Source organism: Acidiphilium sp. PA, from assembly GCF_026191915.1.
Taxonomy (GTDB): domain Bacteria; phylum Pseudomonadota; class Alphaproteobacteria; order Acetobacterales; family Acetobacteraceae; genus Acidiphilium.
Genome location: NZ_JAIMBY010000005.1, coordinates 1 through 26,273 on the forward strand (window position 1 = coordinate 1; position 26,273 = coordinate 26,273).

Sequence of the window (26,273 nt, forward strand, 5' to 3'; positions counted from 1 at the left end):
GACAACGCTGCCGCGTTGCCCACATCTCCACAGCCGCAACAACAGCAGGTAGCTTGATAGCCCTTTAGGAGATCAGAACGGATCAGCTTCCATCTTATACCCCGCCCCAAGTGGTCCATACCAAAGGGTCCACTTCAAACGAGGACCATCAGGCTAAACATGCGTATCGCTCTTATCTTTTGCATATATTGTTCTACAGCTACTTTCTTAGTGTTTTAATATCGTGATGTATGACCCATCGTAGGTTGGAAACTGTTGTGTTCACGACGGCCGGTCGGTTGTGATGGCTTTCATCAGCTAGTGGATAAAATCAGAGGGAAGAGTCCTCTGAATTTGTCCACTAGCGGGTCGATTCACTTGACGCTCGGGTAGTGAGCGTCAGGATCGGACCATTAGGTTCTTAGTTCCGGCTTTACATGATGAGGCTCGAAAGTCAGTGGGATCAAAAATCGTAATGTGTTTGCGTCTGGTGTAGGCGGAAAAGGTGCGGACAACATAATCAGCTTGAGGGCAAGTTGGTCCGCGATCCGATTGCCGCTGCTCCTGTAGATGGATGCACCTGAGACAGTACCAGCGCCGGTAACTGTTATTAAAATATAAGCCTTACCGCTAACTTGCATCTGCTTTAAATATTGATCCAGTCGTCTTTTAGGGTCATTAAGTCTCGATATAATCGACTGCCTAATTTTAAAAGCATAAAACATTGTTCTTTGGTTTATTAATCTACTGCTCCCCGCTTCTTTAATCTTATAATTTTCGTAAAATATACAATTTCGAAATTGTGCGGTACCGGGCTCGTATTTGAGAGATTGGCATAATTGCGACACTGTAACCGCCGGACCTGATGAAACCGCACAGCCTGCCAAGTTGAAAGCGACTAAAGTGCATGCAATTACCCAAGAGTTTTTATATTTCACTTGATCAGCGCCGGCTATAACGCCCGCAAGCGGGTTTTAATTCCAATTTTATGACGAAGATCATGAGGTGAACCACAATTTAATAAAAACTAGATACGCGGTCGTGGCTGAGGGCGCAAGGGGGGCGGTTAATCCGGCTTACCAGTTGGTCCGCACATGCGCGTAATGCTGAATTTTATCCTCGGCGGTTAAAAGGGGCCCGCCGCATCGATTGCCGAATGGGCCGGTGCGGACAAGCGGTCCAGGTCACCCTTGGCCCACCAGATCAGCACGTGGGTGTCGAGCAGTATCAGCTTGGTGCATCCCAATCATCGTCACCGACCGGTGCTGTCGGATTGTCAAAACGTAACACCGATCCGCGCAGCAGTTTGAGCGGGTCATCGCCGTTCGGCTGATAGCGCCGCACTTCGAGCTTCGGTACACCATGGTCGGTGATCACAACTATTTCGCCCGTCGCCTCGATTTGGCGGAAATATTCCAGGGCACGCGCTTTGAATTCGGATTTCGCGATGGAGGTCAGGATTAATCTACCTATAGTCAAAAGACCATATCCATGAACCTATAGTCATAATCCAACGCGGTTTATTAATCAAGGAAATATCATCAACCCGCGCGCATCACCGCTTCTGCCGCGCGGATGCCGTCGACTCCGGCGGATAGGATGCCGCCGGCGTAACCGGCACCTTCCCCGGCGGGGAACAGGCCTGGGGTGTTGAGGCTCTGGCCGTCGTTGCCGCGGGTGATGCGGATGGGGGCGGAGGTGCGGGTTTCGACGCCGGTGAGGATGGCGTCGGCGCGGTCGAAGCCGGGGATTTTTTTGGCGAAGTGGGGGATGGCTTCGCGGATGGCTTCGATGGCGTAGTCGGGCAGGCAGGCGGCGAGGTTGGTCAGGTGGACGCCGGGTTTGTAGCTGGGGGTGACATCGCCCAGCGTGGTCGAGGCGCGGTCGGCCAGGAAGTCGCCGACCAGTTGGCCGGGGGCGTGGTAGGTGCTGCCGCCGGCGATGTAGGCCTGGGATTCGAGGCTGCGCTGGAATGCCATGCCGGCGAGGATATCGCCGGCATCGGCGTTGGGATAATCGGCCGGGGTGATGCCGACGACGATGCCGGCGTTGGCGTTGCGTTCGTTGCGGGAATATTGGCTCATGCCGTTGGTGACGACGCGGCCGGGCTCGGAGGTGGCGGCGACGACGGTGCCGCCGGGGCACATGCAGAAACTGTAGACGCTGCGGCCGTTGTTGGCGTGGTGGACCAGTTTGTAGTCGGCCGCGCCGAGGATTGGGTTGCCGGCGAAGCTGCCGTAGCGGGCGTGGTCGATCAGCGATTGCGGGTGCTCGATGCGAAAGCCGATGGAAAACGGTTTGGGATCGAGATGCACGCCGATATCGCGCAACATTTCGAACGTGTCACGCGCGGAGTGGCCGATCGCGAGAATGATATGATCGGATGCAATCGTCTCGCCGTCGGCAAGCACGACGCCGCGTGCCCGGCGGGGCTGTGCATCGATCAGCAAGCCAGTAACCTTGGCGCCAAAACGGTATTCGCCGCCGAGGCGCTCGATGGTGGCGCGCATCGCCTCGACCATGCCAACCAAGCGGAAGGTACCAATGTGCGGGTGGGCAACGTAGAGTATCTCGGCAGGCGCGCCGGCGGCGACGAATTCGGTGAGGACTTTGCGGCCGAGATGGTTGGGGTCGCTGATCTGACTGTAGAGTTTCCCGTCCGAGAAGGTTCCTGCCCCGCCCTCGCCGAATTGGACGTTGGATTCAGGGGTGAGGATGCCGCGCCGCCAGAGCGCCCAGGTATCCTTGGTGCGTTCGCGGACCAGTTTGCCGCGTTCGAGAATAATCGGACGGAGGCCGGCCTGAGCGAGGATGAGGGCGGCGAAAATTCCGCAGGGGCCCGTGCCGATTACAATCGGGCGGGATCGCGCCATTTTGGACGGTGGGGGTCGGTAGCTGGTGTCGGGTGTCTGGCGGATATGGGGGTGGGTTGGGACAACGGTTTCATCCGCGACCGATGCATCGATCGTATAAGTCAGGCGGATCGCGGCTTTGCGGCGGGCATCGATCGCGCGGCGGAACACCGTGAAATGTTGCACGATGGCCGGAGCAAGGCGCCCGGCAACGGCGGCGGCGAGGGCCGCATCGTCATGATCGAGCGGGAGGATGATTTCGGTGAGGCGGAGCATGGCAGGGGACTTACCAACTCTGTGCGAAGCTTGCCACATCGGGCGCGATTGGCCACAACGCGGCCATGGCTCCTCCCCTTTTGGCATTACAGAATATCCGGCTCGCGCTCGGCGCATCGCTCCTGCTCGACGGTGCCGAGATCGGCGTGGGGGCGGGTGAACGGATCTGCCTCGTCGGGCGCAACGGGTCGGGCAAGTCGACCTTGTTGAAAATTGCCGCCGATATCATTAGTGCCGATGGCGGCTCGCGGTTTCTGCAACCGGGGGCGACGCTGCGGTATCTACCGCAGGAGCCGGATCTATCGGCGTTTCCGACAGTGCTCGATTATGTGCTTGACGGACTGGATGCGGAGACCGACGGGCATCGGGCACGGGGTTTGCTCGATCAACTGGGGTTGAGCGGGGCGGAGACGACGGACCGGCTTTCGGGCGGCGAGGCACGGCGGGCGGCAATTGCGCGTGTGCTCGCGCCGGCGCCGGATGTGTTGCTGCTCGATGAACCGACCAATCATCTGGATCTGCCGGCAATCGAGTGGCTGGAGGCGGAACTACGGGGTTCGCGCGCGGGCATCGTGCTGATCAGCCATGACCGGCGGCTGCTGGAGAAGGTTTCGCGCAGCATCGTCTGGCTGGATCGAGGCACGACCAGCAGGATCGATCGGGGATTTGCGCATTTCGAGGCCTGGCGCGACGAGGTGTTCGAGCAGGAGGCGCGCGATGCGCAGAAACTCGCGCGCGAGATTGTGCGCGAGGAAGACTGGATGCGCTATGGCGTGACCGCGCGGCGCAAGCGCAACGTGCGGCGGGTAGCGGAACTAGCCGGGCTGCGCGAGAAGAAGCGCGCGGAAAAACGCGACACGCGGGAATTGCAGGTCAGCGCCAGTGCCGCCTCGCTCTCCGGCAAGATCGTGGTGGACGCGAAGGGGATCGATAAATCCTATGGCGATCAGGTGATTATCCGCGATCTGACTTTGCGCGTATTGCGGGGCGACCGGTTGGGGATTGTCGGGCCGAATGGCGCAGGTAAAACGACGCTGCTGCGCTTGCTGACCGGGCAGGACCAGCCGGACTCCGGGACGATCAAGACCGGGACCAATCTTGCGGTCGCAACGCTCGATCAGCAGCGCGCGGCACTCGATCCGACGCGGACGCTGGCGGACACGCTGACCGGGGGGAAGAGTGATCTGGTCGAGGTGGGTGGCGAATCGCGCCATGTGATCGGATATATGAAAGATTTTCTGTTCCGGCCGGAGCAGGCGCGCACGCCAGTAGGTACGCTTTCGGGCGGTGAGCGCGGGCGCTTGCTGCTGGCGGCGATCTTGGCGAAGCCGTCCAATCTCCTGATTCTGGATGAGCCCACCAATGATCTGGATTTGGAGACACTGGATATATTGCAGGACATGTTGAGCGATTACGCCGGCACGATTCTGCTGGTCAGCCATGATCGTGATTTTCTGGATCGGATTGCAACGTCGACCCTGGCGGCGGAAGGGGATGGGCGCTGGGTGGAGTATGCCGGCGGGTATTCGGACATGCTGGCGCAGCGCGGTGAGCGGGTACGCGAGGCGGCGACGGTGCGCAAGGCTGGGCCGGTCGCGAAGCGGGTGAGCGAGAAAGCCGCGTTTTCGTTCAAGGATCGGCATCGGTTGAAGGCGCTGAATGAGGAGATTGCCGGGGTCCAGAGCAGAATCGATACGCTGGAGGCGACGTTTGCGGATACCGAGTTGTTCACCAAGCGGCCGGAACAGTTTCAGGCGAATATGACGGCGCTGGCGGGGCTGCATGAGCGGATGGGGGTGCTGGAGGCGGAGTGGCTGGAGTTGGAGATGCGGCGGGAGAGTGTTGAGGGGTAGGAAGGGAAGGCTTCTTTTTCGCAAAAAAGAAGCAAAAAACTTTCTGATTCGGGGGCAGAGCCTGTGGCGAATGAGCGCCTCCGCCCAAAATAATAAAAGTTTTTTGGTTCTTTTTTACAAAAGAGAACTGCTACCCTTCCTTACTAAGCGCCGGAGACACCTTGATTGTAATACTCCGCGCAATCACCAAAACGATCACCAGAATACACAGTGCCACCAGATCGCGCGAGGAGAAGGTCTGGGCGTAGAGTTTGATCAGGATTTCGCGCAGGGAGAACACAATGGTGACGTCGAGCAGGGTCGAGAGGCGGATGCGGCGGGTGCGGGCATAGTCCATAAAGGTGTTGAACAATTCGATCAGGATGACGACGTCGAGGATCCGTTCGACCAGGGTGCGGAGTTCGAACGCATCGACGCTGGCGGGGCGTAGTTGGGGGAAGAGTTGGATGGTGGTGATGATGGCTTCGACGAACGCAAAGCCCAGGGCGATCAGCATCAGCGGGATGACGCCGATGATCACCGCATCGACCGCGACGTCGTAGCCGCGGAAGATCAGCGCCCGCCAGCGCTTGCGCGGTTTCGGCTCAGAGGCCACGGGCGGCCATGGCATCCGCGATTTCGTTGATCGCCTCGGTCGCTTCGGGGATGATGCGGCCCATGGTGATGAAGCCGTGGATCTGGCCGGGGAAGCGCCTGACGGTAACCGGCACGCCGGCGGTGATCAACATTCGGGCATAGTCTTCGGCTTCGTCGCGCAGCGGATCGAACCCGGCGGTGATGATAAGGGTAGGCGGCAGGTTGGCGTGGTGAGCGGCGCGCATGGGCGAGGCGCGCCATTCCTGCTTGTCGGCCTCGGAGCGCAGGTAATGGCCGCGGAAGTAGAGCATCGTGGCGCGGGTGAGCCCGTAGCCTTCGGCGAAATCCTCATGACTTTGCGTGGACATGGCGAGTGCGACCGAGGGATAGATCAATGCCTGCAGAGCGATGGCGGGACCGTGATTGTCCCGTGCATCGACCGCGACGACGGCGGCGAGGTTACCGCCTGCACTGTCGCCGCCGACCGCGAGGCGGTGCGGGTCGATGCCGAGGTCGGGCGCGTTGCCGGCGATCCAGGATGTCGCATCGATCGCGTCTTCGACCGCGGCGGGGAATTTATGTTCCGGCCCCATGCGATAATCGACCGAAATGACGACGGCGCCGGTACGCTGGGCAAGCTGACGGCAGACGACATCATGGGTATCGAGGTCGCCGATCACCCAGCCGCCGCCGTGGAAATAAACGAGGCCGGCGCGGGGGCTGGTATCGCTGCCATCGCGGTACAAACGCAGGGGGATCGGGCCGGTACGACCTTGGGCCGAAAGGTCGCGCACGTCGGCCAGCGCCGGTGCCTCCGGGCTCAGCGCGAAGCGGGCGTTACGGTAGGCGAGGCGTGCCTCTGCGGGGCTCAGCGTGTCCGTGGTGGGCGCGCCGGAAAGCCGGATCAGATCGAGCACCATTGCGGCGCTGCGGTCGAGGTCTGCCATTATGTTTCCTCCGTCGATTATGATGCGACCAGCAGACCTTCGCGCAGAACGACCACGCGGTCCATCCGTGCGGCGAGATCGGGGTTGTGAGTGGCGATGAGCGCGGCGACGTTTTCACTGCGCACCACGCGCAGCAATTCATCAAACACGATGTCGGCGGTCGCGACATCGAGATTGCCAGTCGGTTCATCGGCCAGTAGCAGCTTGGGCGCGTTGGCCATGGCGCGCGCGATGGCGACGCGCTGGCGTTCGCCGCCGGAGAGTTTGCCGGGCAGGTGATTGGCGCGGTTGGCTAGGCCGAAGGCTTCGAGCAGATTCCGGCTGCGCGCTTCGGCAGCCTTATTGGCGACGCCCGCGATCAACTGCGGAATGGCGATGTTTTCGAGCGCGGTGAACTCAGCAAGCAGATGATGCGCCTGATAGACGAAGCCAATTTCATCGCGGCGCAGCCTCGTTTTTTCGGAATCGGACAGGCGTGCGGTATCGATGCCGCCGATGCGAATGGTACCGGAATCGGGACTTTCAAGCAGACCTGCGAGATGCAGCAGGGTTGATTTGCCCGAGCCGGAGGGTGCCACCAGAGCGACGATTTCGCCGCCCTTCAGCGTGAGGTCGGCACCGCGCAGGATGTGCAGATCCTCGCCCTCACCGTGGAAGGTGCGGACCAGATGCACGAGATTGAGGATTTCACTCATGGCGCAGGGCTTCCACGGGGTCGGTGCGGGCGGCGCGCCAACTTGGGTAGATGGTCGCTGCGAAGGACAAAGCGATGGCGAGGACGACCACCTCGATCACCTGGCTCCATTCAAGCTGCGCGGGGAGTGATTCCAGATAATAGACCGTGGGATTAAAGAGTTGGGTGCCGGTGACGTTCTGGATGAACAAGCGGATCTGCTCGATATAGGCGCAGAATACCACGCCGAGGACAAATCCAATCGCGGTGCCGATGACACCGACCGAGGCGCCGACCATGAAGAAGATTCGCAGCACGGAGCCGGACGACGCACCCATCGTGCGCAGAATGGCGATATCGGCGGTTTTATCTTTTACCATCATGATCATCGAAGACACGACGTTGAACACCGCGACGATGATGATCAGCGTCAGGATCAGGAACATGACGTTTCGTTCGACGTTGACCGCCGCGAAGAAGGCGTTGTTGCTGTCCTGCCAGTCCACGATGTTGACCGGGGTGCCGGACAGCACGCGGGGGATCGCCGCCTTGATCGGGCCATCCTTGTCGGGGTTTTTCACGAACAGCTGGATCTGGGTCGCGGCGTTCGGCGTGCGGAACAGGATTTGCGCGGATTGCAGCGGCAGGAAGACGAAGCTCGAATCGTATTGCGCCATGCCCGTCTGAAAAATGGCGCTGACGTGGAAACTTTCGATGCGGGGAATCGTGCCGATGATGGTGGCGTTGCCCTGCGGCAGGACCAGTGTGATGGTGCCGCCGACCGCAATGCCGAGCTGGGTGCCGACGCCAGCACCAATCGCGATATCGTTACCTGAAAAATTGCTGAGCGAGCCTGCGACGATGTGACGCGATACGGTGCGCAATTGCGCGAGGCCCTGCGGTTGGATGCCGCGGGCCATGCCGCCGATGGCGCCGCCGTGCGGGCCGGTCATCAGCACTTCGCCTTGCACGATCGGAATGGCGCTGATCACACCGGGGATTTTCATCAGCTTGCCGGCGGCCGCATCGTATTGGCTGATATTGCCGCCGGCGCCGTAGACGCCGACATCGCCATTCAGCCCGAGGATCTGACCGAGCAGTTCCTGGCGGAAGCCATTCATCACGCTCATCACTATGATCAGCGTGGCAACGCCGAGGGCGATACCGATCAGTGAAAAAATCGCGATGATCGAGACGAAGCGCTCGCCCTTGCGGGCGCGCAGGTAACGAAAGGCGATGCGGCGCTCGAAAGCACTGAACATCAGCCGCGCACTTTCGCCAGCGCGTCTTCGAGTGAAAGTTCGGCGCGTTCGCCGGTGCGGCGGCGCTTGAGTTCGACCATGCCGTTCACGGCCCCGCGCGGGCCGACGATAATCTGCCAAGGGTGGCCCATCAGATCGGCATCGACAAATTTTTCGCCGGCGCGCGCGGGGCGGTCGTCATATAGCACACAATCGCCGAGGCTGGCGTAAGCCTTTTCGCACAGCGCATCGGTAGTTGCATCGCCTTGGCGCAGGTTGAGGATGGCGGCGCGGAACGGGGCGACCGCGTCGGGCCAGATGATCCCGGCATCATCATGGCTGGCTTCGATGATCGCACCGGTCAGGCGCGACACGCCAATGCCGTAGCTGCCCATTTCAGGATGGATTTTTGCACCGTCCGGCCCGACCACGGCGAAGCCCATTTTTTCACTATATTTGGTGCCGAAGTAGAAGATCTGACCGATCTCGATGCCCCTGCCCTCCCGGCGGTCAGCCTCAGGGATTTTCGACCACGCATCAATGTCGTGTTTTTCATCGGTGGCGGCGTAGAGCGAGGTCATATGATCGAAAAACACGTCGAGGTCGGTTTGACTTTCGTAGGAATAGGTGTCGTCGCCGAGATCGATGGTTTCGAAAGCCTTGTCGTAGAACACGCCGCTTTCGCCGGTGGGGGCCAGAATGTGAAATTCATGGCTGAGGTCGCCGCCGATCGGACCGGTATCCGCGCGCATCGGGATGGCGCGCACGCCCATATCGCGGAAGATGCGCATGTAGGAGAGCATCATGCGGCGATAGCTGGAGACGGCACTGGCATAATCAAGGTCGAAGCTGTAGCCGTCCTTCATGTAGAATTCGCGGCCCCGCAACACGCCGAAACGGGGGCGAACCTCGTCGCGGAACTTCCACTGGATTTGATAGAGCATCTGCGGCAGGTCGCGGTAGGATTGCACGCTGTCGCGCATGATCGCGGTGAGCATTTCCTCATTGGTCGGGCCATAGAGCATCTCGCGATCGTGGCGATCGCGGATGCGGAGCATTTCGGGGCCATAGGCATCGTAGCGGCCACTTTCGCGCCAGAGGTCGGCGGATTGAATCGTCGGCATCAGGATTTCCTGCGCCCCCGCACGTGCCTGCTCGGCGCGGACGATGTTCGCGATATTGTGCAGCACCCGCAGCCCGGCCGGGAGCCAGGCGTAGATGCCGGAGGATTGCTGGCGGATCAGCCCGGCGCGCAGCATCAACCGATGCGAGACGATCTGCGCCTCGGCGGGGGTTTCCTTGATGGTGGGGATGAGCGAGCGGGAAAGGCGCATGCGATGTCCTGAGCGAGTGTTGAAGCCCGTTCTCCTACAGCGGCACGGAGCCCTCGGCCAGAGCCTCGGCCCTTGCGGGGTCAAGCCGGCGGTTGAGCGCCACACGGGCGGGCTTTTCGATCAGCACATGCAGTAAGATCCCAAGACCCAGCGTCATCAGTGCGAGCACCGCGATATAGGGCAACGGCGCATGAGCAGGCGCGATGGCGAGGCGGCGGAACAGTTGCGCGGTGACCAGTTCCGCGGGAGCAAAGCTCATGTAGAAGGAATAGGACATGATCCCGAGCGCACGTAGCGGCTTGATGCGGCCGAGATACGCAGTGCGCTCAGCATCGCCCTGCATCGCGAAGCCATAGATCATCAGCCAGAGGCCGAAGACGGTCAACGCATCGTGCCCGGCCCAGGCGAACGCGGCGGCCAGCGCGGCACCGCTTAGGCCGATCGTGACGCCCGAGACTTCATCAGCCAGCATCGGCACGATTGTGACCGTTGCCATGCCCGCGATGAATTCAGGAAAGAAGCGCAGCATCGAGGCTGCAAAGGTAAGATTCAGGCCGTGATAGACAAAGGCCACCACGCAGAGGATGAAAAAACACAGCGGCATGGCGGCAACGACGGCGAGATTGAAAAATATCGCGAGACTTGCGACCGTAAACGGAAAAACCAGATAGCCCGCCCATTCCGTGCTGATCGACCAGGAGGGGTAGTTCCATGTCCAATGGTGCAGGCCGCCCCAGCTTTGGACCAGCGCCAGGTTTTCGATTAGCGCCAGGGTTCCGAACCGGTAGGGATGGCGCGGCGTGATGCCGATGGCGACACCACCGATGAAAATGGCGCCGAGCAGTACGATGACCGCGAGGTGCACGGGGTAGAGCCGGGCGAGTCGCTTGCCCCAAAAGTGCAGCAACCCTTGCCGTGTGAGCGGAATTTTATTGTCGACCCGGGTGAGGATAAAGCCAGACAGGACAAAGAACCCATCAACACCGAGATAACCGTGGTCAATGACGGTACCGATCGGCCCTAGCCAGCGGCTGAACTGCGCGTGGAGGTTAGCGTGATAAGCAAACACCCAGAGCGCGAAGAGCGCGCGGCAGGCGGTCAGATCCGTCAATTCGCGAGTCTTGTTCATGTATTTGGACTATGACCAGAAAAAAGCCCGCCGACCATAGGGCCAGCGGGCCAAGTTCAGGGAGGAAACGCCAGTCACACGGCAGAGTAAAGAACCAACCTTCACTCTATGGCACATGATGCATCGCAACATCCCTCACGTAAAGTTAAATCAGGACAGATTGTTCACACAAAATACGCATTCAAGCAATATTTGCCTATCAAGTATGCTATATAAAGCCAAGAAGTCATCATTCGCCTGTTTTTTGATCAACCAATCGGAATAACGTGAACGTCAACCATCGGACGTTTGCCGAATCGGCGACCAAGCACACGGCGCAGCGCCGCCTGGGCCGCTTCCTTGACCGACCCGCGGTCGGTGCGGAGGCTGGCGGGAAGCTCCTCGAAACTCGCGACGAAATCCGCCTCCAGCGCGCCGAGCGCGACATCACCCGCTTCGAACAGGCCCGGCGCGGTGATCTGCGCGCCACCTTTGACGCGACCGGATTTATCGACCGCGATGCTGCCAACCACAACACCGTTGAACATCATGCGCCGGCGGGCGGCCATGACGCCTCCCTGCATCGGCACCAGGCGATCGCCATCGACCGCGAGGCGGCCGACCGGCACCGAATCGATCACCTCGGGTTCGCCGGGACCGAGGCGAACCACATCGCCATCTTCCAGCAACAGCGTGCTGATGCCTTCGGCTTCGGCAAGGTCGGCCTGGGCTGCCATGTGGCGCCATTCCCCATGGGTCGGAATAATGTATTTCGGGCGGACCAGACGATAGAGTCGGCGGAGTTCATCGCGCGCCGGATGGCCAGACACATGCACCACATGGTCATCCGCGGTCATGACATTGACCCCGGCGCGGACCAGATCGTCCTGCACCGCACCGATCGCACGTTCGTTGCCGGGGATCTGGCGCGATGAGAAAATTACGGTATCGCCCTCGCCCAGCGCGATGTTGCGGTGGGTATCCGCCGCGATCCGCGCGAGTGCCGAGCGTTTTTCGCCCTGGCTGCCCGTCGCGAGGATAAGCAGATTGTCATCGGGAATGCGGCCGGCTTCGTCTTCCGGCACGAAATCCGGCAGGTCCCGCAGATAGCCGACTTCCTGTGCCGCTTCGACATATTTCGCGAGGCTGCGGCCGACCAGCGCAACATGGCGATCGGCTGCCAGAGCAGCTTTCACCACCGTGTCGATCCGGGCAATGTTGCTGGAGAAGCACGTAACAACCACCCTGCCCTTCAGCCCCGCGATCAGCGCGGTCATGCTTTTGCGCACGGTGGCTTCTGATCCGGAATGACCTTCGACCTGGGCGTTGGTGCTGTCCGAAATCATCGCCAATACGCCCTTGTCGCCCAGCGCCTGCAAGGCGGCTTCGTCGGTCGGGGGGCCGATCAGGGGTTCGGGGTCGAGCTTCCAATCGCCGGTGTGCAGCACGATGCCGAGGCGCGTGGTTATGGCCAAGGCCTGAGCTTCCGGCGTGGAGTGCGCCATACGGATGTATTGCAGCGAGAACGGCGCGATCTCGAAGCGGGCGCCGGGCTTGATTTCGTGAATCTGCACCGTGCGCAGCAGCCCGGCCTCGCTTAGGCGATAGCGGATCAGCGCGGCGGTGAACGACGTTGCATAGATCGGACAGCGCAAACTATCCCAAATACGGGCGATGCCGCCGATATGGTCCTCATGCGCATGGGTGATCACAAGGCCGCGAATGCGATCGCGATTAGCCTTCAGAAACGCGGGGTCCGGTACCAGCAGTTCCGCCTCCGGCGCTTCCGGCCCGGCAAAGCCCATGCCGCAATCGACCACAAGCAAGGCATCGTCGAGCCCATAAACGTTCAGGTTCATGCCGATCTCGCCGGTCCCACCTAGTGGTGTGAAGGTCAGGCCCGGCGTGATCTGGCCTTTGGCAGCTTGGTTCATTCGTATCGATCTTTCATCATCAGTCGTTATCAGGCTCGCGGTTGCGCAATGGCGGGGCAGGATTACGCAGGCTGAGCAGGCGCAACCCTTCAAGGGTCAAATCAGGGTCGGTGCGTTCGATGCGGGAGCTGCCCTCGGCAATGAGCGGGGCAAGGCCGCCGGTCGCGATAGTTTTCATGGGTCGGCCGTATTCGGCTTCGATCCGCGTGATCAGGCCTTCGACCAGACCCACATAGCCCCAATAGATCCCCGACCGCATGGCGGGAATGGTTGAGGTGCCGATCACCCGCTGCGGCCGGCCGATGCCGATGCGCGGCAGGCGGGCGGCGGCCTGATGCAGCGCCTCGACCGAGAGATTGATGCCCGGCGCGATGGCACCGCCGATATAGGCACCGGACTGGTCCACCACATCGAACGTCGTCGCCGTACCAAAATCGACCACGATCAACGGGCCGCCATAAGTCTGATGGGCTGCCAGCGCATTCAGCAGTCGATCGGCGCCGACTTCGTTCGGATTATCGACATCGATCGTGAACCCCCAGTCGAGCGCGGCACTGGCAACCAACGGTTCGATGCCGAACCAGTCGCGGCAGAGCCTGCGCAGATGATAGAGCGCGGCCGGCACCACCGTGCCAATGATCGCCATTCTAAGGTCGCCATTGGCAATGCCGTTGCGCTCCAGCAGGAAGCCGAGCCAGACGCCGTACTCATCGGAAGTGCGTTGCGCATCGGTTGCGATGCGCCAGATGCCACGCCAAGCAGTGCCGTCGTGTACGGCAAAGACGATATTGGTATTCCCGGCATCGATTACCAGTTTCATGTGCTGTGGCTCTTGCTATGCGTCACAAAAGGGCGACATCGCCGCTGCGAATAATTGTGACCCGCTCGCCCTGCGCCAGCAACAGACTGCCATCCCCGGCCAGTCCGGCAAAACGCCCGGTGATACGCCCGCCATCAATTGCGAGCGCGGCATCAATCGGGTGAGAGCGGCGAAGCCATGAGGCCCGGAGGGTTGCACCGGCATCTGTCTTCAGACTGTGCTGCCAATGATCAAGCCGCGCGCAGAGCGCGGTTGCCAGATCCCCGGGCGCGAGGCGGAGGCCGAGCGCTGCGAGGCTGGTGGTAGCGCGATCGGGGATTTCGGGGGCGTACACGAGATTGGCACCGAACCCGATAACCAGTGTGGCGATCCGGCCCAGTTCGATCGTGGCATCGAGCAGGATGCCGGCGAGTTTGGCGGCGCCTGCGGTGATGTCGTTCGGCCATTTCAGGCGGAGTGCTGCGTCGGTACCGCTGGCTTGCTCGATCGCTTCGAGCAGCGACAATCCTGCCATCAGTGCGAACAGACCACCCTCAACGGCGGCGATGCCGGGGCGGAGCAGGGCCGAGGCGTAGAAATTGCCGGGCGGCGAAGACCACACGCGCCCTGCCCGGCCGCGCCCGGCGGTCTGGCTTGCCGCGATGATCAGCAGCCGATCAGCCTCGCCGGCGCGCGCGCGTTCGGCGCAAAGATCAGACGTCGAGGAAAGCGTTTCGAAGTGTTCGATCCGCCACGGGGTAAATCGCGTCAAAATCCCTGGCTCGGAAATAAAGCATGGGCTGCGAGCGACGAGACGGTGGAAAGCGGCGATGGGTAAAAGACAAACAGCACCGTCGCGATCGCGCTGACGCCGATGACTAGGTTGATACCGGCGGTGCGCTTATCGAAGCCGGGCGAGCCGGCATCGAAATACATCACCTTGATGACACGCAGATAGTAGAATGCCGCGATGACGCTGGTGATAATGCCAATGACCGCAAGCACGTTCAGATGCGCATCGATCGCAGCGGCAAAGACATAGAACTTGCCGAAAAACCCCGAAAGGGGTGGAATGCCGGCCATCGACCACATCATGATCGCGAGCACCAACGCGTAGCGGCCGTCCTCGCTCGCCATGCCTGCAAGATCGGCGATGCGTTCGACCGGGCGTCCTTTGCGCGACATCGCGATGATGCAGCCGAACGTGCCGAGCGACATCACGACGTAGATCGCCAGATAAATCAGCGTGGCGCGCACGCCAATCAGCGAGCCGGCCGCGAGTCCCATCAACGCGTAGCCCATATGTCCGATCGACGAATAGGCCATCAGGCGCTTGATGCTGGTCTGGCCGATCGCGCCGAGCGCGCCGATGATCATGGAGGCGGCAGCAAGGATCTGCACCAGATCCTGCCATTGCGCGAACAGCGGTGCGAACGGGCCGAGCATCACGCGCAGCAGCAGCGCGAATACGGCGACTTTCGGCGCGGTCGCGAAAAACGCGGTCACCGAGCTCGGCGCACCTTCGTAGACATCGGGCGTCCACATGTGGAACGGCGCCGCCGATATCTTGAAACCGAGCCCGACCAGGACGAACACGATGCCGATCGTCGAACCGAGCGAGGCGCTGGCGCTGCCGGTGAAGGCCCGCGAGATTCCGGTGAACGCGGTGGTGCCGGAAAATCCATAGACCAGCGAAATGCCGTACAGCAGGATACCCGATGAGAGGGCACCGAGAATAAAGTATTTCAGACCGGCTTCCGATGAGCGCAGATTATACCGGGCAAAGGACGCCAGGACGTAGAGTGCCAACGACATCAGTTCGAAGCCGAGATACAGGGTGAGCAGGTCGCCCGCCGAAATCAGCACGACCATGCCGATGACGGCGAAGACGATCAGCACCGGGTACTCGAACCGCGTGATGCCAGTGCGCTGGTTGAACGCGACCGAGAGCGACAATGCGCCCGCTGCCCCCACCAATACCAGCAGATCGGCGAAGCGGGTGAAATCATTGGTGATGAACAGTCCATGGAAAATCGTACCATCCGGAGCCGCAAACATCAGGCGCGCGGTAATCGCGAACAGCACGATCGCCGCACCGGTGATCGCGAAACTATGATCGCGCCGGCTGAACACGCCCGACATCAACATGATCATGGCGGTGAGCGCGAGAAACAGGATGGGCAGCATCGTATCGAAAATCGTCATCGGGGTGCTCATGGTCTGGCCATCGCGAAATGGGACGGGGGCGACATGGCAGCAACATGCGCGTGCACCAGATCGGTCACTGCCGTGTGAAACGCCGTCGTCAGGCCGCTCGGAATGAATCCGAGGCCGAGCACCATGATCGCGAGCGGGGCCAGCATGAGCCATTCCTTGGCGGACAGATCGCCGATCACCGCGTTCGCAATGCTGCGGGCATGGTCGAACAACACACGGCGGACCATGACCAGCATATACATCACGCTCAGGATCATGCCGGTGCCGGTGAGGAAGGCGACCCAGAAATTGATCTGGATGGCGCCGATCATCACCAGGATTTCGCCGACGAATCCGGATGTGCCGGGCAGGCCGACATTCGCCATCACGAAAAACATCAGGAACGCGGCAAAGACCGGCATGCGGGTGGCAAGTCCGCCCAACTGGTCGAGCCGCAACGAATGTCCGCGCGCCAGCAGAATGCCGACGCAGAGGAACAGGGCAGCGATCACCAGCCCGTGCGAGACCATCTGAAACAGCGCGCCTTCGATGCCGATGACAGTGAACGTGAAGATACCGACGATGATGAGCCCCATATGGGCGACCGAGGAATAGGCGATCATCCGCTTCATATCAGTCTGGGCCAGGGCGGCGAAGGAGATGTAGATAACCCCCATAATTCCAAGGGCGAACATCAGCGGCGCGAAATAGGCCGAGGCCTGCGGCAGCATCGGCAGCGAAAACCGCAGAAAGCCGTAGGCACCCATTTTCGAAAGCACCGCAGCGAGCATGATGGTGCCGGGCAGCGGCGCCTCGCCATAGGCATCAGGCAGCCAGGTGTGTAGCGGCCAGACGGCGGCTTTGACGCCGAACGAGGCTAGGAACGCGATGAACAGCCAATCCTGGATATGCGGCGCGATCGGCGTGTGCATCAGCGTGAGCATGTCCGTGGTACCCGCGTGATGCCACATCCACACCAGCGCCAGCAGCATCGGCAGCGAGCCGGCGAGCGTGAAGATGAAAAACTTGATCGCGGCATGGATGCGCCGCTCGCCGCCCCAGACGCCGATGATCAGATACATCGGGATCAGCACGGCTTCGAAGAAAATATAGAACATCAGGAAGTCAAGCGAGGCGAACATGCCGATCGTCATGGTCTCAAGCAACAGGAACGCGGCCATGTAATCACGCACGCGGCGCATCTCCCGCCAACTTGCCAAGATCGCGATCGGTGTCAGCAAAGCACTGAGGACAACGAAGAACAGGCTGATGCCGTCGAGGCCGAGGCGGTAGGCGATATGGAATTGCGGAATCCAGGCAGCGGTTTCAGTGAACTGAAAGCCATGGATCCCTGGGTTGAAATCGACCAGCGTGATAGCAGCCAGCACCAACACGATCAGGCTGGTCCAGAGCGCGATCCAGCGGGCGTTGCGCGCACCGGCGGCGTCGCTGCCCTGGGGGATGAACATCAGCGCGGCACCGACCAGCGGCAGCCAGATCATCAGCGACAGGATGGGAAAGCTCATCATTCTGATCTCCTCACCGCGCCAGGAGGAACACGGTGACCAGCACCATCAGACCGATCAGCATGATGAAGCCGTAAATCGCGATTGATCCGCTTTGCAGGCGCACCGCCTGTCCCGATGCCTCGGTGGTCAGGCGTGCAAGGCCGGAGGGCACGCCGTCAATCACCTCGTCATCGCCGACGCGCCAGATCAGATGGGCCAGCCGCAGCGCGGGGCGAACGAATATGGCATCGTAGGCTTCATCGAAATACCATTTGTTGAGTACGAATCGGTACAGCCCAGGCATCGCGTTCGCGAGCTTGCCGGGCATGGCGGGGCTGAGCTCGTAGAACCAATATGCAACCCCGATGCCCGCAATGGCAAGCAGCAGCGGCAGTTCCGCGCCCCAGGCAGGAATCCCATCGAGCGCATGCATCACGGCAGCGTGGTGCGGCTCGGCGATGCTGGTGCCCCAAAATGCGGCGAACGCCTTGCCGATGAACCGGGGCGCGAGCAGAAAGCCGCTGGTCAGCGCACCGATCGCCAGCACCACCAGCGGTCCCACCATCACGGCCGGGCTTTCATGGGCGTGAGCCATGGTGTCGGCCGGACCGCGCGGCTTGCCGTGAAACACCAGCAGCATCAGGCGCACGATATAGAAAGCGGTCAGCCCGGCGCCGAGCGACCCGGCGACCCAGGCGAACAACGAGGCCGAGGTATGGTCGGCGAAGGCGGCGGCGAGGATGGCGTCCTTCGAGAAGAACCCCGAGAACGGCGGAATCGCGGCCAGGGCCAGCGCGCCGAACCACATGGTGACGTAGGTAATCGGCAGCGTGCACCATAGCCCGCCCATCTTGCGCACGTCCTGCTCATCGGCCAGCGCATGGATCACCGAACCGGCACCGAGGAACAGCAGCGCCTTGAAAAAAGCATGGTTGATCAGATGAAACATCGCTGCCGGGGCCGCTCCGACGCCGACCGCGATGAACATGTAACCCAGTTGCGAACAGGTCGAGTAGGCGATGATACGCTTGATGTCGTTCTGCACACAGCCGATTGTCGCGGCAAAAAACGCCGTGGCAGCACCAATGATGGTGATCACCTGCAGGGCAACCGGTGCGGCGTCGATCAGCGGGGTCATCCGCACGGTCATGAACACGCCGGCGGTGACCATAGTGGCGGCGTGGATCAGCGCGGAAATCGGCGTCGGGCCCTCCATCGCATCGGCGAGCCAGGTGTGCAGGAACAACTGGGCGGATTTGCCCATGGCCCCGATGAACAGCAGGATCGCTATGACTTCGAGCACTGGCAGATCGGCACCGAACAGATGATAGGTCGCACTGCGCGCCTGTGGCACCGCGGCGAAGATCGTATCGAAGCTGACGCTGTGGAATTGCAGCCACGTGAGCGCGATGCCCACGGCAAAGAACAGATCACCGACGCGATTCACAATGAACGCCTTGATCGCGGCGGCGTTGGCAGCGGCGCGGTCGTACCAGTAGCCGATCAACAAATAGGACATCAGGCCCACACCTTCCCAGCCGAAGAACAGCTGGACCAGGTTGTTGGCGGTGACCAGCATCAGCATGGCGAAGGTGAACAGCGAGATATAAACAAAAAAGCGCGGCTCGGTACGGTCATGCGCCATGTAGCCGACACTGTAGATATGGATCAGAGCGGACACCACGGTGACCATGCCGACCATCACCAGCGACAGCGTATCCTGGCGCAGCGCCCAGTGCGGGGTGAACTGCGCGACGTTTATCCAGTTGCCGCGCATCACCAGATGGTCGGGCACGTGCAGCACGAGATGGCGATAATCGGTAATGATGCCGGCTGCGGCGGCGATGATCAGGGCAACGACGCTAGCGCCGACAGCGAATGTGCGGCCGGCGAAGGGGCGGAACAGGGCGGCGAGCAAGGCGCCGGCGAGCGGGGCCAGAACGGCAATGGCGATGAACATGTCAGCCCTTCATCAACGTGACGTCTTCGACCTCGATCGAGCCACGATTGCGGAAATACACGACCACGATGGCAAGGCCGATCGCAGCTTCCGCCGCCGCGACCGACAGCACGAACATGGTGAACACCTGGCCCATCATGTCGTGCAGCGCGGCCGAAAACGCGACGAAATTGATGTTGGCCGCCAGCAGGATCAACTCGATCGACATCATGATGACGATGACGTTCTTGCGGTTCAGGAAAATCCCGAAAATCCCGATGATCAGCAGCAGACCGGCGACAATCAGATAATGCCCGAGGCCGATGCTCATCGCGCCGTCTCCTTGTCCGGTTCAGCGTTGCGTGCGGCAGGCGTGATCTGGCGTGAGCCATCGCCAAGTTTCATGTTCACCATGGTAAGGGTCTGCGCGATCGTACGATCGTGCTGACTATTGATGTTCTGACGCCGCGGGCCACGCCGATCGGTATGAGTCAACACAATGGCGCCGACCATGGCAACCAGCAGCAGCAGCGCGACCAGTTCGAAGGCGAACATGTAGCGTGTGTAGATCAGGTTACCCAGCGCATTGGTATTGGTCAGATGTTCCGGCGTCGGGACCAATACCGCCAGATGTGCGGCCGGGGCGATGGTCCAGTTGACGGCGGTCAGCCCGATCTCGACCATCAGGATGAAGCCGATCGTCAGGCCCAACGGCGCATAACGCTGGAATCCCTCGCGCAGGGCAGCGAAATCGACATCCAGCATCATCACAACGAACAAGAACAGCACCGCGACCGCACCGACGTAAACGATGACCAGAACCATCGCCAGGAATTCCGCGCCGGCGAGAACGAACAGAGCGGCGGCGTTTATGAACGCTAAAATGAGGAACAGCACCGAATGGACCGGGTTGCGCGCAGTAATCACCATGCACGCCGAGGCAAGCAGGATGGCGGCAAACGCATAGAAGGCGATGGCGGCGATCATGCGTGCGGCTTACCGGTACGGCGCATCGAGTTCGAGGCGCTTGGCAAGTTCAGGCTCCCAGCGATCGCCGTTGTCGAGCAGTTTCTGCTTGTCATAGAGCAATTCCTCGCGGGTTTCGGTCGCGAATTCGAAATTCGGACCTTCGACGATGGCGTCGACCGGGCAAGCTTCCTCGCACAGACCGCAATAGATGCATTTCGTCATGTCGATATCGTAGCGCGTGGTGCGGCGCGACCCATCGTCGCGCGGTTCGGCCTCGATGGTTATGGCCTGCGCCGGGCAGATCGCTTCGCATAATTTGCAGGCGATGCAGCGTTCCTCGCCATTGGGATACCGGCGCAGCGCGTGCTCGCCCTTGAAGCGCGGGCTGATCGCGTTTTTTTCGTATGGGTAATTCAGCGTCGCTTTGCGCTTGAAGAAATAGCGCAAGGTGATCGCCATGCCGGAGAGGATTTCCAGCAGCAGAAAGCTGCGGGCGGTGCGGTCTAGCAGGGGCATTGAGGATGCTTCCAAAACGGCGAAGGGAGAAGGACTTCTTTTTTTGTAAAAAAAGAAGCAAAAAAACTTTTGTTAATCAGGGCCGTGAACGTGACAACGCCCGTGGACCAGCGAATAAAAGTTTTTTGCTTCTTTTTAACAAAAAAGGAGTCTTCTCTTTTCCCTGGCTCAAGCATGGGGCAACCATCCGAAAATCTCGAGTGCGCTCGCCGTCAGCACCAGCCAGCCTAGTGAGAGTGGCAGGAACACTTTCCAGCCGAGTTGCATGAGTTGATCGTAGCGGAACCGCGGCAGGGTCGCGCGCACCCAGAGGAATACGAACAGGCAGACCGCGACTTTGAGGATGAACCAGATCGGGCCGGGAACCCAGGTGAACGGAATAAACGGAATCGGCGAGAGCCATCCACCGAGGAACAAAATCGTGGTCATGCCACTCATCAGGATCATGTTCGCATATTCGCCGAGGAAGAACAGCGCGAAGCTCATGGCGCTGTATTCGACGAAGAAGCCGGCAACGATTTCGCTCTCGCCTTCCGGCAGATCGAACGGCGCGCGATTTGTCTCGGCCAGGCCGGAGATGAAGAACACCACCAGCATCGGCAGTAGCGGAATGGCGAACCAGATGTTGCGCTGGGCGAGCACGATGGCGTTGAGATTAAGACTGCCGGTGCACACCAGAACCGACAGGATCACCAGACCAATCGAGACCTCGTAGCTGACCATCTGCGCGGCGCTGCGCATCGCACCCAGGAAGGCGAATTTGGAATTACTGGCCCAACCCGCGATGATCACGCCATAGACGCCAAGCGAGGAGATCGCAAACAGATACAGCATGCCGACATTGATGTTCGCGATCGCCCAATGGTCGTTTACCGGAATCACGGCCCAGGCGATGATCGCGAGCCCAAAGGTGATGACCGGTGCAAACAAAAACAGATAGCGATTGGACCCGTCCGGGATGATGGTTTCCTTGAACAACATCTTGATGGCGTCCGCAAAGGGCTGCCACAGGCCAAACGGGCCGGTCACGTTCGGGCCCCTGCGGAGTTGCACGGCGGCCAGGACCTTGCGCTCGGCGTAGGTAAGATAGGCGACGCCGATCAGCAACGGCACGATCAACGCGAGAGCTTTCAGCAATGTCAGGATCAGAATACCGAAATCGGTGGCGAAAAATCCGGTTGCCATGCCCCTACTCCGCCGCCCGCTGGATAGGCGCCGGCATGGCAGGCGGCAGGATTTCAGTGACACATTTCGCCATGGTCGGGCTGGAGCGGCTGATAGGATCGGTCTGGTAATAAGTGGCAAAAGCCGCGGTGAATTTCGCATCGCTCAATTGACCGACGTCACCCGGCGGTGTGAGACCCGCTTGGGGCGCAATGCGGCGAACCGTATCCGGGTTGGCGAACACCGGATTCGCTTCCGTCATCCGCCGACGCAGCGCCTCAATATTATCGTAAGGCAGCGTCTTGCCGACCAGCGCGCTGACCGCACGTACAATCGTCCAGTCCTCGCGCGCTTCGCCGGGCGGGAAAATCGCGCGCTGAGCGCGTTGGACGCGCCCTTCGGTGTTCACGTAAGTGCCGGGCTTTTCAGTATAGGCGGCACCAGGCAGAATGACATCGGCGCGCGCGGCGCCGCGATCCCCATGGTGCCCCTGATAGATCACGAAGACATCCGGCGGCAGTGCTGTCATGTCGATTTCATCGGCGCCCAGTAGCCACAGCACATCGACACCGCCCGCCACCATGCCGGCAACGTTCTTGCCGCCGTCAGCGGGCACAAACCCGATGTCGAGCCCGCCGACGCGCGCCGCCGCATTATGCAGCACGTTGAAGCCATGCCAGTCAGCGGTCAGGGCCCCAGCAGTCTCTGCAATTTGCCAGCAGGCGGCGAACACCGCAGCACCATCCGGTCGGGCGAGTGCCTGCTGGCCAACGATCACCAAGGGCTTTTTCGCCGCCGCCATCATCATGGCGAACTCATGCCCGGGATCGAGGAGGGCCCGCAGCGCCGCGCCATCCTCGCCCAAATGGGTGTAGCCATAGGTGATGTCCGCGTTCGGCCCGATCAGGCCAGCGACGAAACCGGTGTTTTCAGCCCAGCGGCGGCGGATGCGCGCATTCAGGACGGGCGCTTCGCGGCGCGGATCAAGACCGACTAACAGTACCGCGTCCGCCTCGTCGATTCCCTCGATTGTGGTATTGAACAGATAGAATGCGCGATTGCTGGTATCGAGCACAGCGCCATCCTGGCGGCAATCGAAATTATGCGATCCGAGCCCGACCATCAGATCCTTCAGCGCCATCATGCTCTCGGCATCGCAAAGATCGCCGGCAATCGCGCCGATACGCCCGGGTTCAGCACCGTTCAGCCGCGCTGCCACAGCAGACAGCGCGGCATCCCATGTCACCGCCTGCAACTTGCCATTGCGACGGATCCACGGCCGATCCAACCGTTTGCGTTTCAGCCCATCGATCGCGAACCGTGACTTATCGGCCAGCCATTCCTCGTTCACTGCATCATTGATGCGCGGCAGCACACGCAGCACTTCGCCGCCACGGGTATCAACGCGGATATTGGCGCCGACCGCGTCGAACACATCGATACTGTCAGTCTTGCGAAGTTCCCAGGTGCGCGCGACGAACGCATAGGGCTTGGCCGTCAGCGCACCAACCGGGCAGAGATCGATGATATTCCCAGATAATTCCGAGGTGAGGCCCCGCTCGACGTAATTGGTGATTTCCATGGTCTCGCCGCGCGAGGTCGCACCCAGTTCGGGCACCCCGGCAACTTCGGAGAGGAACCGCACGCAGCGCGTGCACTGAATGCAGCGGGTCATCACGGTTTTGACCAGCGGGCCGAAATTTTTATCGGTCACCGCGCGCTTGTTTTCGTGATAGCGGGTGTGATCGCGGCCGTAGCCAACCGCCTCATCCTGCAGATCGCACTCGCCGCCCTGATCACAAATCGGGCAATCGAGCGGGTGATTGATAAGCAGGAATTCCATTACGTTACGGCGGGACTGGCGCACTTTTTCCGTGTCGGTAAAAATCACCATACCCTCGCCGACCGGCTGGCCGCAGGAGGCGACCGGCTTGGGCATTTTTTCAATCTCGACCAGGCACATCCGGCAGTTACCGGCGATCGACAGGCGGTCATGGTAACAAAATCGCGGAATTTCCTTTCCGGCGGCCTCGGCGGCCTGCAACACGGTAAAGCCGTTGGGGACTTCGAGTTCGATTCCATCGACGGTAACCTTGGGCATCAGCGCTGGCTCCGGTAGACGGCGAGCAGTTTCTCCACCTCGATACCGTCGATCTTCATGCCGGCCAGCGTGCAGTTGGAAATCATCGCGCCAGACAGATCGACCTGATCGATGACGGCGCCGGCCAGCGAGACGTCCTGAAACCGCGCACCGGACATATTGGCATCCTTGACCACCATGCCCGGCAGCAAGGCATCCTCGATCCGTGCACCGGACAGATCGACGGCCTGAAACGTCACACCCGACATGTTGACATCGGTAAACCGCGCACCGGCCATGCCGGCGTCGTTAAAGCTCACCCGCTCCAGCTTGACCATCTCGAACACCGAATCGGAGATGTCGGATGAGGCGATCTGCAGGGCTTCGTTCAACTCACTGTGCTGCATGGCCAAACTCCGTCATTCCGCCGCGATTTTTGGCGCCGTACGCGCCTTGTAGTCCGCGATCCGCTGTTCGACCACCGGGCGGAAATGACGCAGCAGCCCCTGGATTGGCCATGCCGCCGCATCGGCCAGCATGCAGATCGTATGACCTTCGAGTTGCTTAGTAATCTGCTCCATCAGGTCGATTTCGGCAAACTCAGCGCGGCCTTCGGCCATGCGGTTCATCATCCGCATCAACCAGCCCGTGCCCTCGCGGCACGGCGTGCACTGGCCACAGCTTTCGTGCTTGTAGAAGGCCGATATCCGGGCGATGGCGCGGATCAGATCGGTCGATTTATCCATCACGATCACGGCTGCGGTGCCGAGGCCGCTGCCAGCTTCGCGCAGGCTGTCAAAATCCATCAGCACGGTGTCGCAGACCGACTTCGGGATCATCGGAACCGAGGAACCACCTGGAATGACCGCGAGCAGATTATCCCACCCGCCGCGCACGCCGCCGGCGTGGCGCTCGATCAGGTCGCGCAGCGGCAGCCCGAGTTCATCCTCGACCGTGCAGGGCTTATTGACATGGCCGGAGATGCAGTAAAGCTTCGTGCCTGAATTCTTTGGTCTGCCGAGCGCGGAAAACCAACCAGCACCCCGCCGTAGGATGGTCGAAACGCACGATATCGATTCGACATTGTTCACCGTCGTCGGGCAGCCATACACGCCCATTGCGGCCGGGAACGGCGGCTTCATGCGGGGCAGGCCTTTCTTTCCCTCAAGACTTTCGAGCAAAGCCGATTCCTCGCCGCAGATATACGCACCACCCCCACGATGGATCGTGATGTCGAACGCCCAGCCCGAGCCGCAGGCATCAGGTCCGATCAGCCCGGCCTCGCGCGCTTCATCCACGGCCGCCTGGAGGTGCAGATATTCATTATAATATTCCCCACGAATATAAATGAACGCCTGGTGCGCACCCATTGCGAAACTCGCGATCAGGCAGCCTTCGACCAGTTTGTGCGGATCATGGCGAATAATGTCGCGATCCTTGCACGTGCCCGGTTCGCTTTCATCGGCGTTGACCACCAGATAGCTTGGCCTGCCATCGCTCGCCTTCGGCATGAACGACCATTTCAACCCGGTCGGAAACCCTGCACCGCCCCTGCCCCGCAGGCCCGATGCTTTCACCTCTTCAATGATCGCCTCGCGCCCACGCGCCAGAATATCCGCAGTGCCATCCCAGTCGCCGCGGGACCTGGCACCCGCGAGGCGCCAATCATGGATGCCATAGAGATTGGTGAAAATCCGGTCCTTGTCACTCAGCATCAGGAGTCTGCTCCGGTGTCGTGCTTGGTCACATCGGCGAACAGGGTGGTGCGGCCGCCTTCCGGCGCCGAATTCTGCCGGCCGATGGTCGAGCCGGGTTTCGGCGCCTCCCCGCGCCGGAAGGCCTCAAGCAGAGCTTCGGTGCGCGCGCCGTCAAGGTCTTCGTAGTAATCGTCATTGATGACCAGCACCGGTGCATTGACGCACGCACCGACGCATTCCAGCTCTTCCATGCTGAACAGGTCGCCATGAGTAGCCACCGCGTGGCGGCAGACCTCAAGCACGGCATCCGATCCCCGCAGCCAGCACGGCGTGGTGGTGCAGACCTGGAGGTGGAATTTCCGCACCGGCTTGAGGTGGAACATCGTGTAGAAGGTCGCGACCTCATACACGCGCATCCGCGGCATCGCGAGCCGATCGGCGATCACATCCATCGCCGCCCGCGGCACCCAGGCGTGATCGGTCAGACGGGCCATCTGGCGCTGCGCCAGATCGAGCAGCGGCATCACCGCGCTGGCCTGCCGTCCGGCCGGATATTTGGCAATGATGCCCGGAATTTTTGCCTCGCTCACGTCGTCGAAGCTGAAGGTTTCAGTTGTCATGTCGTTCATCGC

The 26,273-nt window shown here is 60.9% G+C and carries 24 protein-coding genes; 1 reads left to right on the forward strand and 23 read right to left on the reverse strand.

From position 1 onward, the window contains the following. Nucleotides 1–392: 392 nt before the first annotated feature. The 3 genes from AruPA_RS21795 to AruPA_RS08685 form a co-directional block, all read right to left on the reverse strand. Nucleotides 393–704 (reverse strand): TonB family protein, encoded by a 312-nt coding sequence (locus AruPA_RS21795; RefSeq protein ID WP_408858588.1) that lies wholly within the window; start codon nt 702–704, stop codon nt 393–395. A 502-nt stretch (nt 705–1,206) separates the two neighbouring features. Continuing rightward, a complete protein-coding gene (locus AruPA_RS08680) occupies nt 1,207–1,356 on the reverse strand; it encodes a hypothetical protein (RefSeq protein ID WP_265636279.1) in 150 nt (49 codons plus the stop codon). A 164-nt stretch (nt 1,357–1,520) separates the two neighbouring features. Continuing rightward, nucleotides 1,521–3,107: an NAD(P)/FAD-dependent oxidoreductase gene (locus AruPA_RS08685; RefSeq protein ID WP_265636280.1), complete on the reverse strand. Its 1,587-nt coding sequence runs from the start codon at nt 3,105–3,107 to the stop codon at nt 1,521–1,523. A 65-nt stretch (nt 3,108–3,172) separates the two neighbouring features. Between AruPA_RS08685 and AruPA_RS08690 the strand changes: the two genes are divergently transcribed. Further along, entirely contained in the window at nt 3,173–4,960 is a 1,788-nt protein-coding gene (locus tag AruPA_RS08690) for an ABC-F family ATP-binding cassette domain-containing protein (RefSeq protein ID WP_265636282.1), read from the forward strand. A gap of 130 nt (nt 4,961–5,090) precedes the next feature. On the opposite strand, the gene AruPA_RS08695 is transcribed toward AruPA_RS08690, so the two are convergent. The 20 genes from AruPA_RS08695 to AruPA_RS08790 all read right to left on the reverse strand — a co-directional run bounded on the left by AruPA_RS08695 (nt 5,091) and on the right by AruPA_RS08790 (nt 26,270). Then, the gene (locus AruPA_RS08695; RefSeq protein WP_265636283.1) at nt 5,091–5,555 is read right to left on the reverse strand and encodes a phosphate-starvation-inducible PsiE family protein; all 465 of its coding nucleotides are present in this window, start codon (nt 5,553–5,555) and stop codon (nt 5,091–5,093) included. Further along, complete coding sequence (locus tag AruPA_RS08700) at nt 5,545–6,483, reverse strand: alpha/beta hydrolase (RefSeq protein WP_265636284.1); 939 nt, start codon at nt 6,481–6,483, stop codon at nt 5,545–5,547. The genes AruPA_RS08695 and AruPA_RS08700 overlap by 11 nt, the downstream gene beginning before the upstream one ends. Nucleotides 6,484–6,500: 17 nt before the next feature. Beyond that, complete coding sequence (locus tag AruPA_RS08705; RefSeq protein WP_265636285.1) at nt 6,501–7,178, reverse strand: ABC transporter ATP-binding protein; 678 nt, start codon at nt 7,176–7,178, stop codon at nt 6,501–6,503. After that, nucleotides 7,171–8,418 (reverse strand): lipoprotein-releasing ABC transporter permease subunit, encoded by a 1,248-nt coding sequence (locus AruPA_RS08710; protein WP_265636286.1) that lies wholly within the window; start codon nt 8,416–8,418, stop codon nt 7,171–7,173. Before AruPA_RS08710 ends, AruPA_RS08705 begins: the two co-directional genes overlap by 8 nt. Next, entirely contained in the window at nt 8,418–9,731 is a 1,314-nt protein-coding gene (proS, locus tag AruPA_RS08715) for a proline--tRNA ligase (protein WP_265636287.1), read from the reverse strand. The genes AruPA_RS08710 and proS overlap by 1 nt, the downstream gene beginning before the upstream one ends. A gap of 34 nt (nt 9,732–9,765) precedes the next feature. Continuing rightward, nucleotides 9,766–10,860 carry an acyltransferase gene (locus tag AruPA_RS08720; RefSeq protein ID WP_265636288.1) on the reverse strand — a complete coding sequence of 365 codons (1,095 nt, stop codon included), beginning with the start codon at nt 10,858–10,860 and terminating at the stop codon, nt 9,766–9,768. Nucleotides 10,861–11,108: 248 nt separating this feature from the next. Continuing rightward, on the reverse strand, nt 11,109–12,773 hold the full coding sequence (locus AruPA_RS08725) for a ribonuclease J (protein WP_265636289.1): 1,665 nt from the start codon (nt 12,771–12,773) through the stop codon (nt 11,109–11,111). 19 nt (nt 12,774–12,792) lie between these two features. Then, on the reverse strand, nt 12,793–13,593 hold the full coding sequence (locus AruPA_RS08730) for a type III pantothenate kinase (protein WP_265636290.1): 801 nt from the start codon (nt 13,591–13,593) through the stop codon (nt 12,793–12,795). A gap of 22 nt (nt 13,594–13,615) precedes the next feature. Beyond that, entirely contained in the window at nt 13,616–14,344 is a 729-nt protein-coding gene (locus tag AruPA_RS08735; RefSeq protein ID WP_265636291.1) for a biotin--[acetyl-CoA-carboxylase] ligase, read from the reverse strand. After that, nucleotides 14,341–15,789 (reverse strand): NADH-quinone oxidoreductase subunit NuoN, encoded by a 1,449-nt coding sequence (nuoN, locus tag AruPA_RS08740; protein ID WP_265636292.1) that lies wholly within the window; start codon nt 15,787–15,789, stop codon nt 14,341–14,343. The genes AruPA_RS08735 and nuoN overlap by 4 nt, the downstream gene beginning before the upstream one ends. After that, on the reverse strand, nt 15,786–17,294 hold the full coding sequence (locus AruPA_RS08745) for an NADH-quinone oxidoreductase subunit M (RefSeq protein ID WP_265636483.1): 1,509 nt from the start codon (nt 17,292–17,294) through the stop codon (nt 15,786–15,788). The genes nuoN and AruPA_RS08745 overlap by 4 nt, the downstream gene beginning before the upstream one ends. A 13-nt stretch (nt 17,295–17,307) precedes the next feature. Next, nucleotides 17,308–19,236, reverse strand: coding sequence for an NADH-quinone oxidoreductase subunit L (nuoL, locus tag AruPA_RS08750; protein ID WP_265636294.1), 1,929 nt, complete (start codon nt 19,234–19,236; stop codon nt 17,308–17,310). A 1-nt stretch (nt 19,237) separates the two neighbouring features. Then, on the reverse strand, nt 19,238–19,546 hold the full coding sequence (gene nuoK, locus AruPA_RS08755) for an NADH-quinone oxidoreductase subunit NuoK (RefSeq protein ID WP_265636295.1): 309 nt from the start codon (nt 19,544–19,546) through the stop codon (nt 19,238–19,240). Beyond that, complete coding sequence (locus AruPA_RS08760) at nt 19,543–20,202, reverse strand: NADH-quinone oxidoreductase subunit J (RefSeq protein WP_265636296.1); 660 nt, start codon at nt 20,200–20,202, stop codon at nt 19,543–19,545. The genes nuoK and AruPA_RS08760 overlap by 4 nt, the downstream gene beginning before the upstream one ends. 9 nt (nt 20,203–20,211) lie before the next feature. Beyond that, nucleotides 20,212–20,700 (reverse strand): NADH-quinone oxidoreductase subunit NuoI, encoded by a 489-nt coding sequence (nuoI, locus tag AruPA_RS08765; RefSeq protein WP_265636297.1) that lies wholly within the window; start codon nt 20,698–20,700, stop codon nt 20,212–20,214. Between the two features lie 168 nt (nt 20,701–20,868). Beyond that, entirely contained in the window at nt 20,869–21,885 is a 1,017-nt protein-coding gene (gene nuoH / locus AruPA_RS08770; RefSeq protein ID WP_265636298.1) for an NADH-quinone oxidoreductase subunit NuoH, read from the reverse strand. 4 nt (nt 21,886–21,889) lie between these two features. After that, nucleotides 21,890–23,965: an NADH-quinone oxidoreductase subunit NuoG gene (gene nuoG / locus AruPA_RS08775; RefSeq protein WP_265636299.1), complete on the reverse strand. Its 2,076-nt coding sequence runs from the start codon at nt 23,963–23,965 to the stop codon at nt 21,890–21,892. Next, the gene (locus tag AruPA_RS08780; RefSeq protein ID WP_265636300.1) at nt 23,965–24,351 is read right to left on the reverse strand and encodes a pentapeptide repeat-containing protein; all 387 of its coding nucleotides are present in this window, start codon (nt 24,349–24,351) and stop codon (nt 23,965–23,967) included. Before AruPA_RS08780 ends, nuoG begins: the two co-directional genes overlap by 1 nt. A 12-nt stretch (nt 24,352–24,363) precedes the next feature. Continuing rightward, nucleotides 24,364–25,659, reverse strand: a complete 1,296-nt coding sequence (nuoF, locus tag AruPA_RS08785; protein ID WP_265636301.1) for an NADH-quinone oxidoreductase subunit NuoF — start codon at nt 25,657–25,659, stop codon at nt 24,364–24,366. Next, entirely contained in the window at nt 25,659–26,270 is a 612-nt protein-coding gene (locus AruPA_RS08790; protein ID WP_265636302.1) for an NAD(P)H-dependent oxidoreductase subunit E, read from the reverse strand. The genes nuoF and AruPA_RS08790 overlap by 1 nt, the downstream gene beginning before the upstream one ends. Nucleotides 26,271–26,273 lie beyond the last annotated feature (3 nt).